We start from the raw sequence: 10,163 nt of genomic DNA on the forward strand, positions 1-10,163 counted from the left end.
CCTTCGGGTTATGAGCCCGACGAGCTACCAGACTGCTCCATCCCGCGCCTGAAATTTGTAGACTTGTTTAAAGTTGCTTACATTACAACTTGGCTTCCAATTAAAGAATTGGTTGCGGGAGCCGGATTTGAACCGACGACCTTCGGGTTATGAGCCCGACGAGCTACCAGACTGCTCCATCCCGCGCCTGTATATTTTAAGTCTATCGACTACTTTATTTTATCTCTTAAGCTAGAGTTTACAGTAACCAAATCTTATAAAAAATTGGTTGCGGGAGCCGGATTTGAACCGACGACCTTCGGGTTATGAGCCCGACGAGCTACCAGACTGCTCCATCCCGCGCCTGTAATTTCTTTAAAACATTTTCGTAATATTTACGAGCCTGCCTTGAAGAGAGCGCTACTATATAGGAATAAACATTTAATGCAAGGCCTAAACTAATTAAAGTTGTTCAACCGAACAAAAAGCAATCAAATTGCTATTCTGCGCTCAACCTTTGATGCGGATTAATCATTTTTTGCCATTCCCAGTCTGGATGCCCCATCACTATAAAGTCAGGGTTCTCAGTACTCTCGCGTTGGTTGTACGTTAGCGGGTTAAATTCTGCATCGGTAATACAACCACCGGCTTCTTCAACAATAACTTGTGAAGCACCTGTATCCCACTCTCCCGTTGGACCAATTCTTAAAAAACAATCTGCTTTGCCTTCTGCAACAGTACAAGCTTTTAATGAGCACGAGCCAATAGCAATAGTTGTAAACTGACTATTTAAATACTGACTCACCGCTTCTATTTTTTGGCGGCGGCTCACTGCAAGCGTCAAGTTCTCTGGCGGCGCTACAGATATTTGCTTATCAATTGAGTTTTCACGTTTAAAGGCACCATTTTTAGCTGTAGCAAAATAAGTCACACCTTTTGCAGGCCAATGAATAACTCCAAGCACAGGATGATTATTTTCAATCAATGCAATGTTTACTGCAAAGTCGCCACTTTCTAAAATAAATTCGCCTGTACCATCCATCGGATCGAGCAACCAATAGCGCTGCCAGTCCTGTCTGTCGGCGAGTGCAGGTATAGGTGTTTCTTCCGACATAATTGGGATATCGGGCGCTAAGACTTTTAATCCAGCAACCAGTACGTCATTTGCTGCTAAGTCAGCTTTGGTAACAGGCGTATTATCTGATTTCTCTTGTTGGCCAATATCGCCTTTTTTATAAATGGCCATAATTGCATCGCCAGCACGCTCAGCTAATTCGATACACGGTTCGATTAATTTATTCATCGGCAGCTCCAGACGCTAAATACTTATCTAATAATAGCAAAGCTGCAACACTGCGTGCTTCGGTAAAATCTTCTTGGTCTAATAATGACTGCCACTGAGTTAATGGCCACTTAACAACAACAAGCGGCTCTGGTTCGTCGCCAATAAGGGTTTGTGGGTATAATTGCTTAGCAAATAAAATATGCATAGTGGCATTAAAGTAACTCGGCGCCATTGTTACTGTTCTTAATGGTTTAAAATACTCAGCACCAAAGCCAATTTCTTCTTTAAGCTCTCTGTTAGCAGCTTGCTCTGGCGTTTCGCCCGGATCGATTAAGCCTTTAGGAAAACCTAACTGGTAATCGTTTGTGCCCGCACAGTATTCACGTACAAGTAGTAATTCGTTGTCTGCACTTAACGGAACAATCATCACTGCTCCCCGGCCACCGCCGCGAATTCGCTCATACTGGCGCTCTTCGTTATTAGAAAACTTTAGCTCTAAAGACTCCACAGTAAACAGGCGGCTTTTAGCGACAACATTGTTACTGAGGATTTGTGGTGGTGTTGGGTGCTTTTTCTGTGTCATTGGCGTTAATTTGCTATCATGGCAGTTAGTTCAATAATAAACCTTATAAGTTGAAATTCCTATGTTAAATTGGTCAAAAATCGATACCGTTTTGCTCGACATGGATGGAACATTACTCGATTTACATTACGACAGTCATTTTTGGCTTAACGTTATTCCTGCGCAACACGCATTAGCAAGGGGCATTAGCCTAGATGCAGCTAAAGCAGATATTTTAAAACGCTATCAAGCTGTGAGCGGTCAAATACAGTGGTATTGTTTAGATTATTGGGAGCAGCAATTAAGCTTGCCTATAATGGAGCTTAAACGAGAGTCTCAGCATTTAATTAAAATGCGCGAAGACGTACCTCATTTTTTAACTGAGCTTAAAAAAGCAGGCAAAGAGTTAATTTTACTTACCAACGCCCACCCTGAGAGTGTCATGCTTAAATTTGAGCATACAGCGATTGATAACTACCTAGATGGCGTAGTGTCGACTCATGAATATGGAGTAAGTAAAGAGCAACAAAGTTTGTGGCACCAAGTACAAAAAGACTTAGGATTTAATAAGCAGCGCACTTTGTTTGTAGATGACAGTGTGCCGGTTTTGAATGCCGCACGAGAATACGGCATTGAGCACTTACTTGCAGTTGCTAACCCAGATAGCCAACAACCACATAACGAAATAGCCGATTACCTAAGTGTTACCGACTATCGTAAGATTATCTAACTCAACTTACGTGACTTAAATTTTTGGGTAACGCGCTTCTAGCCCTTGATATACTAACTTTGCAAAATCTGCATGTTCTGTATCAAGGCTTTTAACTACTTCAACTAAATGCTCGTTATCTTCTTGCCCATTCCATTCTTTAATATAGCTACCATCTTTGTAACCGTGATCTTGGCGGAAAAAGTTTAACGTATTTTTACCTACGTAGCCGCGATATAAATCATCAATATCCATACCCATTTGCGCCATACAGCCGGCAAAGGCACCTGCATTAAACGTTTTATCTGCAACTGCAGAAGCCGCTAATATCTCTAGTGTTTGTTTAAAGTCATCAGCTTGTTGAGCATTACTAAGCTCAGTTTCAAGTTGCTTTGCTAAGTCTTCGTAGCTAGTTTCGCCGTCAATTCTAAGCGATAGACCAAAATGAAAAATATCAACCAACTCTAAAATAACTTGTTCAGTATCTGGTGTTTGTTTTTTCCACCATTTCCAACCATGATGATCCAACATTTCAGCACACTCAACCCAAATAGCGCGGTACCATTCAAACCCTTGAGTAAACCATTGCTCATGTACTTTAGTATTCATGGCGTTTTGCATTTCTAGCATCACTACTAGCTTGTTTAAATTGGCAGACATATCAGTTCCTGTCGTTTTGATTGGCGTAATGTTCGTTGGTGTAATAATACAGATAAAATGCTGATTGTGCATTGCTGTATATTTTTATTAGTGTGCTAGTTATGTTTATCGTGACGTCGTAAACTCATGCCATGAATCAATTAAATCAATGAAATCTTCAAAGCCACAACCACTACTTAAGCCATTTTCTTCAAGCGCTAAATCGTCATCTTGATACGCTATTAGGTCTTCGCTGTCTTGATGAAGCGCATGGGCTTCAAATAATGCTTCGTCTTTCGTTAATATTAAATCTATTTCTTGGCCTTTTAGCGTTAGCGGCTCATAGCTTGAACTCACCGATGCAATAAGCGCTTGCACCATGGCTACTTTGTCTTTGCCTATTTCTTCGTTTAGCCAGCGACCAATAATAGCGTGTTCACTGCTTATTTTAATACGTAGCCCACTAATAGGGTCGCGAATAAATTGATATTCCATAGGGTTTGCCTGTAAATCTTTAATTGCGTAATTATATACGTAAACGCCCGTAAACCACAGGACATATAAAGTAAAATAGCGCCACATGGGCGCTATTTTACTCAACTTGAAAACCGTTAACTTCGCGATCTATAACGCGCTGCGTCAATAATCGACCATAAGTAAATAATAGGCACAAGTACAAAGCCTACAAGCACATAAATTAGTGCGTAACTTATTATAATAGCGAGTGCAAAAAATATAGCCGCTAAAATACGCCCTTGCACTAACTGCCCTAAACCAGGAAAAAATATATTACATAATGCTGCGATTACGTTACCGCCAGAACCTTGATCTGCCATACTAACCTCTGTATTTATTTGATTTTATAATTATTTACTTACACACTCTATGCCAATTTATTAAAGCTTACAAATCAAATAGTTAAATTAGTCTAGATTTAGAGAGTTAGTAAATTTTGCTAACTTTAGGTCAAATTAGCAATTTTTGTTATGTGTTTGCACTTTTCTATTCGCTCAATTAATTAGCAAGTTACTCGTTTTGAACACTATTTTATAAATAGCTGTTTATAAAAACAGTATTTTATTTAGCCTAACAAAAACACCTGTTATACTGGCCACAATATTGATTAAAAAGGCGTAACGATGGACGTTTCACAATTACTCGATGGCTTAAATGACAAACAACGCGATGCCGTTGCAGCCCCACTACAAAACATGCTGGTATTAGCAGGTGCTGGGTCTGGTAAAACACGAGTGTTAGTTCATCGTATTGCGTGGCTTATGCAAGTTGAGCAAGCCTCCGCTTACAGTATTTTTGCAGTTACTTTTACTAATAAAGCCGCTAAAGAAATGCGTGGCCGCGTTGAAGAAACACTAAAAGCGCCTGTAGGTGGTATGTGGATTGGTACTTTCCATGGTTTATCGCATCGTATTTTACGTGCTCATCACCGTGAAGCTAATTTACCAGAAGCCTTTCAAATTTTAGACTCTGACGATCAGCTTCGGATGATCAAGCGCTTATTAAAATCGATGAATATTGATGATAAAAAATGGCCCGCTAAGCAATTTGGCTGGTACATAAGCGCCAAAAAAGATGAAGCACTTCGCCCTAAAGATATTCAAGCATACGATATTAATGAGCAAATGATGCTGCGTGTTTATGCCGCCTATCAAGAGGCCTGTGATAGAGCGGGCCTAGTTGATTTTGCTGAAATATTACTACGCAGCTACGAAGTGTTAAAAAATAACCCTACGTTACTGCGTCATTATCAGCAACGCTTTGCGCATATGCTCGTAGACGAGTTCCAAGATACAAATACCATTCAATATGCTTGGTTAAAATTACTTGCTGGCGATACTAACAGCATTATGATTGTAGGCGACGATGACCAAAGCATTTATGGTTGGCGTGGTGCTAGAATCGAAAACATTAAACGTTTTTTAACTGACTTTAGCGCAGAAACCATTCGTCTTGAACAAAACTACCGCTCAACAGCGACTATTTTGAAAGCGTCTAACGCATTAATTCAAAATAACTCAGAACGTATGGGTAAAAGCTTGTGGACCGACGGTAACGACGGCGAGCCAATCTCTATTTATGCAGCATTTAATGAGTTAGACGAAGCACGCTTTGTAAGTAGCAAACTACGAAGCTGGTTAAATGCAGGTAATGCCCTACAAGATGCCGCAATTTTATACCGTAGTAACGCGCAATCTCGTGTACTCGAGGAGGCCATGCTGCAAGAAGGCTTAAAATACCGTATTTATGGTGGTATGCGATTCTTCGAACGACAAGAAATTAAAGATGCGTTGTCGTACTTACGTCTAGTGGGTAATCGTCAAGACGATGCCGCGTTTGAACGTGTAATTAATACGCCAGCACGCGGTATTGGTGATAAAACATTGAGCCATATACGTGATTGTGCACGAGCAGAATCATTACCGCTTTGGTATGCCGCAAAAGCAATTGTAGAACAACAGCATTTATCTGGTCGTGCTTCTGGTGCAGTAAGTAAGTTTGTAGAACTAGTTGAACAAATAGAAGATAAAATTAGCGATCTAACTTTGCATGAGCAAGCCAAGTACACAATTCAAACCTCAGGCTTGATGGCAATGTACCAAGCTGAAAAAGGTGAAAAAGGCCGTGCTCGCGTAGAAAACTTAGAAGAACTAATTAGCGCATGTGACCAGTACGAACTTCCTGAAGACGAAGAATACAGCTCGCCTTTACAAGGCTTTTTAGCACATACATCACTTGAGTCAGGTGAAGGGCAGGCAGAAGAACACGAAGACGCTGTTCAAATGATGACACTTCACTCAGCTAAAGGCTTAGAGTTTCCGTTAGTGTTTATGGTGGGCGTAGAAGAAGGCATGTTCCCTTCTCAGCAAAGTAACGAAGAGTCGGGTCGCTTAGAAGAAGAGCGCCGCCTTTGTTATGTAGGCATGACACGAGCAATGGATAAGTTATACATTAGCCATGCTGAGAGTCGCCGCTTATACGGGCAAGAAAAATACCATAGCCCATCACGCTTTTTACGCGAAATACCTGAGGACTGCGTAGAAGAAATCCGTATTAAAACACAGGTTTCTCGCCCGCCTGCCGCCGGGCGTTTTAGCGCATCAGTTAGTCATGCCGCATTTGAAGACAGTGGCTTTAACTTAGGACAACGAGTTTTGCATGCTAAGTTTGGTGTTGGTACCGTACTTAATTACGAAGGCAGTGGCGCGCAATCTCGCGTACAAGTTAACTTTGACGACCTTGGCAGTAAATGGTTAGTAACGGCCTATGCACGATTACAAGCTGTATAAAGCTCACCTAAATGAGTTAGAACAACAACTAGCTGGCGCGTATCATCGTCAGCTAGTGTTGATTACGGGCAGCCCTGCTTGGTGTTATGAATTACTTAACTCATTAATAGATGAAAACAATACACTTGTTGTATCAAAGCAGTGCGCGATTAAAAATTCGTACTGGCCTACTCGCACTCACCAAATTTTAGGGCAAGAATTTGCTCATGCTGTTTACAATGGTTTTAGTGGTTTACACCCTGATAAACTTGCAGCACTTACCGGCACCGTTAAAGCAGGCGGTATACTGTTTTTATTACTGCCCGAATTAAATGATTTAGCCTCTTGGCAAGACCCCTCATTAAGTACAGTGCAATCACACGGTCAGAGTATTGACTACAGTTTATTTAATCAACGTTTCGCGGCTATTATTAAGCAATTACCCGCTTTTCATTTTAGTGAAAAAAATGGCTGTATTAGTAATCTCGTCAGCTCTGTTACGGATAATAAAATTGATTATCTACCACAGCAAAACTGCGTTGAACAAATAGTAAAAGTAGCTAATGGCCGTGCCAACAGACCTTTACTCATTAATGCCGATAGAGGTAGAGGCAAGTCGGCAGCACTTGGCTTAGCTGCCGCAAAATTGACTGATAAAAAAGTAATTATTTGCAGCACTCAGTTTAAAGCGACCCATAGTAGCTTTAAACATTTAGCCAACGAGCTGAGCCTTCAATACAACGCTGAACATAAACAGCTCGCCAACTTGCACTACGTTGCACCTGACGCGTTATTAAATGCATTACCTGAATGCGATTTATTACTCATTGATGAAGCTGCCGCGATCCCTGTACCGTTATTGCTAAAAATGCTAGCTCATTACCCTCGTATAGTCTTTGCAAGTACACTGGTTGGGTATGAGGGCAATGGTAGGGGTTATACCATTCGCTTTAGTAACTATATAAAAGCGCACTATAAAGCCTCTAAAGTTGTAACGCTTGATGAGCCACTGCGTTTTGCTAAACACGATCCCCTCGAGAAGCACATTCGCACCTTGCTTGCACTCGATGCACAATACAAAGAGTTAAGTAGTGAGCAATTAGAGCAGCCAGTTCATAGCGAAATAACTCAGCAATCCCTTGTAAACAATGAGCCTTTACTGCAACAAGTTATTGCCCTGCTTGCATTGGCTCACTATCAAAGTAGTGTAAACGATTTACGCCAACTACTAGACGCACCATCGCAACGAATATTCATCAGCAAAATTAACAATCAATTAGTTGGTGTATGTTTAATCGCAATAGAAGGTGGTTTAAGTGAAGAACTTGCTCTACAGGTTATAAGCGGAGAGCGCCGCCCACAGGGTCATTTAATGGCTCAAACCCTCTCACAACTTAGTTTTAATAATGACTACTTAACACAGTTGAGCGCTCGCGTTGTACGAATAGCGATTGATCCGAGTTCTCACAATATGGGTTTTGGTAAAAAGCTACTTAGCTATTGCGAGTCGCAAGTAAAAAGCCAATGTAGTTGGTTTGGTGCAAGCTTTGGCGCAACAGCGCAGCTACTTAACTTTTGGCAAAAACAAGGGTTTGATACCGTAAAACTGGGATATCAACGCGATAAAAGCACAGCTGAACATTCAGCGCTTGTGGTTAAATGCTTAAGCAACAAAAGTGCAATTATCCAACCTTTGAAAAAGCAGTTTAAAAACGACTTTTTTTATGCTCTTTTAACACATTTTAAAACACTAGATTGGCAACTTGTAAGTATTTTAATTGTAGGATTTAGCGATGAGTTAGTAAGCCCCGAGACTCGCGAACGATTAGCCTTGCTCGTAAACAGTAACTTCACTCAATTTAATATCTCTGCGACTCTCTGGCAGGTAGTGAATCAGTCTCCTTCTTGTATGTCTCAATTAACAGAGTCTGATAAACAACTTTTAATAAAGTTAGTGCTGCAAAATGAATGTAATGAAAAAGTGATTCAACACTTAGGTTTATTAGGAAAAAAGCAGCTTGAGAATCAATTTAAACGTGCCATAAAAAACCTCACTAGTGCCATCTAATAACTCCTAGTTACCTATCTCTATTAAATCTTACCCTTCTTTAAGCTATTTATTTAATTTGTTCTATCCTTAAAGCATTAACAGGTAAATTAAGATAAAGGCATGGAATTAATAAACTTTAAAGTGGGCTGCAAAACAATTTCACTTAAAATACTCGATATTTTATTAACAGAGCGCTTTGACAATAATCTAACAACTTTACCCAACAATAATAAAAGCTTTATTGGTGTTAAAGATTATATGGATATACCAACGCCTGTGTTTGATTTAGGTATTATTTTAAATAATATCTCAACCGAACAAAGTAATGCGCATGTACTAAAACAACTAAGAACATGGCAAGAAAAACTATTAAACTGGTTCAATACCCTTCAAAGTACCTTGCTAAATAGCTCGGCTTCTATTTCAAGCAATGATGCAGAACTACAAGATTTTGTTCTGTTTTACAAAGAGTTCAACACCGATAATGAAGACTTAAAACTAACAATGTCTCGACTTAACGAACCTTTCCAATCATTGCTAGAAACGGTAAAAGAAGCTATATCAGCTCATAATCAAAGCGATTATAAACAAGTATCAGCTCTGCTCAAAAAAATTAAGCGTAGTAACCTAATTCAGCTAGAGCGTTTATTCGAATCAGCTAAAGAGCAAATAACCTTAGACTATAAACCTATTATTGTTTTTACCACTAAAGACGGCTTAAACCCACACGTAGGGTTATTGGTAGATAAAGTCGAAGATAATATCGACTATAAAAAAGAAGACATTAAACCACTAGATAAGCTCACTGAGGTTGGTTTTGATCTAGACCCACAAACTAAAAATATGATGCGAGGATTAATCAAGCTTTCACAAAAGCACAGTGTATTAATTGATCCAAGCGTAATATTTAAACCAACACAACTAGAAGAATCTGAAAGTGAAGAAACTCAAGCTTACGGACTATTTTAAATAGTCTTTAGATTTGGTTATAAACTTTAGCACTGAAGTAAGGAGCTATTCTACTCGACTTGTACATTTAGATAAATTGGAGAGAAATCGAGTGCGTAATGTTAGTTACTCATATTTCACTTTTCTGCAAACGTAAAAAAGCCCGAATCGTTAGATCCGGGCTCGCTACAATGTGAAGTCGGTGCGCTACGCAGTAGAATGTCATAGTGCCCACAGCAGTAGAAAGTCACGTAGCAAATGCTACTTTATTGGCCGACTGAGATATTGAGGGTTTTGTTGTGATTTTAACGTCAGGAGTCGCGACGCTTGCCCGACCTGCGTGCTAGGTGTTGATGTGAGTGTATGTTAATTGCGCGCATTTTACTTTTCTGCAGACGTAAAAAAGCCCGAATCGTTAGATTCGGGCTTTCTACAATTTGAAGCCTGGTAATGTCCTACTTTCACATAGCAAATGCTACACTATCATCGGCGCTGTTTCGTTTCACTACTGAGTTCGGCATGGGATCAGGTGGGTCCAAAACGCTATTGTCACCAAGCAAATTAGGGCGTTAATTCGTATCACTACGCACTAACTGAATTTGGAAAATATCTGATAATATTTTTTAAGTCTTTCAGTAAATATCTACTTTAGTCATATTAACTTCTTCGCGTGTTTCACTATCACATAAAACGCGTTTGGCGTTGTA

9 protein-coding genes, 2 tRNA genes and 1 rRNA gene are annotated in these 10,163 nt (G+C 39.9%); 4 read left to right on the forward strand and 8 right to left on the reverse strand.

The genetic code is table 11. From position 1 onward, the window contains the following. Positions 1–109 precede the first annotated feature (109 nt). The 4 genes from GQR38_RS19695 to nudE form a co-directional block, all read right to left on the reverse strand. Positions 110–186 (reverse strand) — tRNA-Met (locus GQR38_RS19695). Positions 187–265: 79 nt separating this feature from the next. After that, positions 266–342: transfer RNA gene (locus tag GQR38_RS19700), tRNA-Met, on the reverse strand. A 136-nt stretch (positions 343–478) separates the two neighbouring features. Further along, complete coding sequence (gene cysQ / locus GQR38_RS19705; RefSeq protein WP_007586545.1) at positions 479–1,282, reverse strand: 3'(2'),5'-bisphosphate nucleotidase CysQ; 804 nt, start codon at positions 1,280–1,282, stop codon at positions 479–481. Next, complete coding sequence (nudE, locus tag GQR38_RS19710) at positions 1,275–1,847, reverse strand: ADP compounds hydrolase NudE (RefSeq protein WP_007586548.1); 573 nt, start codon at positions 1,845–1,847, stop codon at positions 1,275–1,277. Before nudE ends, cysQ begins: the two co-directional genes overlap by 8 nt. Positions 1,848–1,908: 61 nt before the next feature. Here nudE and yrfG point away from each other — a divergent pair, with 61 nt between their 5' ends. Next, a complete protein-coding gene (yrfG, locus tag GQR38_RS19715) occupies positions 1,909–2,556 on the forward strand; it encodes a GMP/IMP nucleotidase (RefSeq protein ID WP_007378908.1) in 648 nt (215 codons plus the stop codon). A 15-nt stretch (positions 2,557–2,571) separates the two neighbouring features. Here the strand turns inward: yrfG and GQR38_RS19720 are convergent, their stop codons facing one another. From GQR38_RS19720 to GQR38_RS19730, 3 genes are all read right to left on the reverse strand, one after another. Next, positions 2,572–3,195, reverse strand: coding sequence for a dUTP diphosphatase (locus tag GQR38_RS19720; RefSeq protein WP_007586550.1), 624 nt, complete (start codon positions 3,193–3,195; stop codon positions 2,572–2,574). Positions 3,196–3,300: 105 nt separating this feature from the next. After that, positions 3,301–3,669, reverse strand: coding sequence for a YacL family protein (locus GQR38_RS19725; protein ID WP_024592461.1), 369 nt, complete (start codon positions 3,667–3,669; stop codon positions 3,301–3,303). Between the two features lie 116 nt (positions 3,670–3,785). Further along, the gene (locus tag GQR38_RS19730; protein WP_002963009.1) at positions 3,786–4,010 is read right to left on the reverse strand and encodes a hypothetical protein; all 225 of its coding nucleotides are present in this window, start codon (positions 4,008–4,010) and stop codon (positions 3,786–3,788) included. A gap of 303 nt (positions 4,011–4,313) precedes the next feature. Between GQR38_RS19730 and uvrD the strand changes: the two genes are divergently transcribed. The 3 genes from uvrD to GQR38_RS19745 all read left to right on the forward strand — a co-directional run bounded on the left by uvrD (position 4,314) and on the right by GQR38_RS19745 (position 9,477). Continuing rightward, the gene (gene uvrD / locus GQR38_RS19735; RefSeq protein ID WP_165723078.1) at positions 4,314–6,479 is read left to right on the forward strand and encodes a DNA helicase II; all 2,166 of its coding nucleotides are present in this window, start codon (positions 4,314–4,316) and stop codon (positions 6,477–6,479) included. Further along, entirely contained in the window at positions 6,457–8,526 is a 2,070-nt protein-coding gene (locus GQR38_RS19740; RefSeq protein WP_165723079.1) for a GNAT family N-acetyltransferase, read from the forward strand. The genes uvrD and GQR38_RS19740 overlap by 23 nt, the downstream gene beginning before the upstream one ends. 102 nt (positions 8,527–8,628) lie before the next feature. Next, the gene (locus GQR38_RS19745; protein WP_165723080.1) at positions 8,629–9,477 is read left to right on the forward strand and encodes a chemotaxis protein; all 849 of its coding nucleotides are present in this window, start codon (positions 8,629–8,631) and stop codon (positions 9,475–9,477) included. A 421-nt stretch (positions 9,478–9,898) separates the two neighbouring features. Here GQR38_RS19745 and rrf read toward each other — a convergent pair. After that, positions 9,899–10,013 (reverse strand): 5S ribosomal RNA (gene rrf / locus GQR38_RS19750). Between the last annotated feature and the right edge of the window lie 150 nt (positions 10,014–10,163).

The organism is Pseudoalteromonas sp. c7(2019), from assembly GCF_011378625.1.
GTDB lineage: Bacteria > Pseudomonadota > Gammaproteobacteria > Enterobacterales > Alteromonadaceae > Pseudoalteromonas > Pseudoalteromonas arctica.

What these genes read in the sequence shown, in the direction of transcription:
- cysQ (WP_007586545.1), bottom strand. Translation starts at nt 1,282, where the DNA reads ATGAATAAATTAATCGAACCGTGTATCGAATTAGCTGAGCGTGCTGGC.
- nudE (WP_007586548.1), bottom strand. Translation starts at nt 1,847, where the DNA reads ATGACACAGAAAAAGCACCCAACACCACCACAAATCCTCAGTAACAAT.
- yrfG (WP_007378908.1), top strand. Translation starts at nt 1,909, where the DNA reads ATGTTAAATTGGTCAAAAATCGATACCGTTTTGCTCGACATGGATGGA.
- GQR38_RS19720 (WP_007586550.1), bottom strand. Translation starts at nt 3,195, where the DNA reads ATGTCTGCCAATTTAAACAAGCTAGTAGTGATGCTAGAAATGCAAAAC.
- GQR38_RS19725 (WP_024592461.1), bottom strand. Translation starts at nt 3,669, where the DNA reads ATGGAATATCAATTTATTCGCGACCCTATTAGTGGGCTACGTATTAAA.
- GQR38_RS19730 (WP_002963009.1), bottom strand. Translation starts at nt 4,010, where the DNA reads ATGGCAGATCAAGGTTCTGGCGGTAACGTAATCGCAGCATTATGTAAT.
- uvrD (WP_165723078.1), top strand. Translation starts at nt 4,314, where the DNA reads ATGGACGTTTCACAATTACTCGATGGCTTAAATGACAAACAACGCGAT.
- GQR38_RS19740 (WP_165723079.1), top strand. Translation starts at nt 6,457, where the DNA reads ATGCACGATTACAAGCTGTATAAAGCTCACCTAAATGAGTTAGAACAA.
- GQR38_RS19745 (WP_165723080.1), top strand. Translation starts at nt 8,629, where the DNA reads ATGGAATTAATAAACTTTAAAGTGGGCTGCAAAACAATTTCACTTAAA.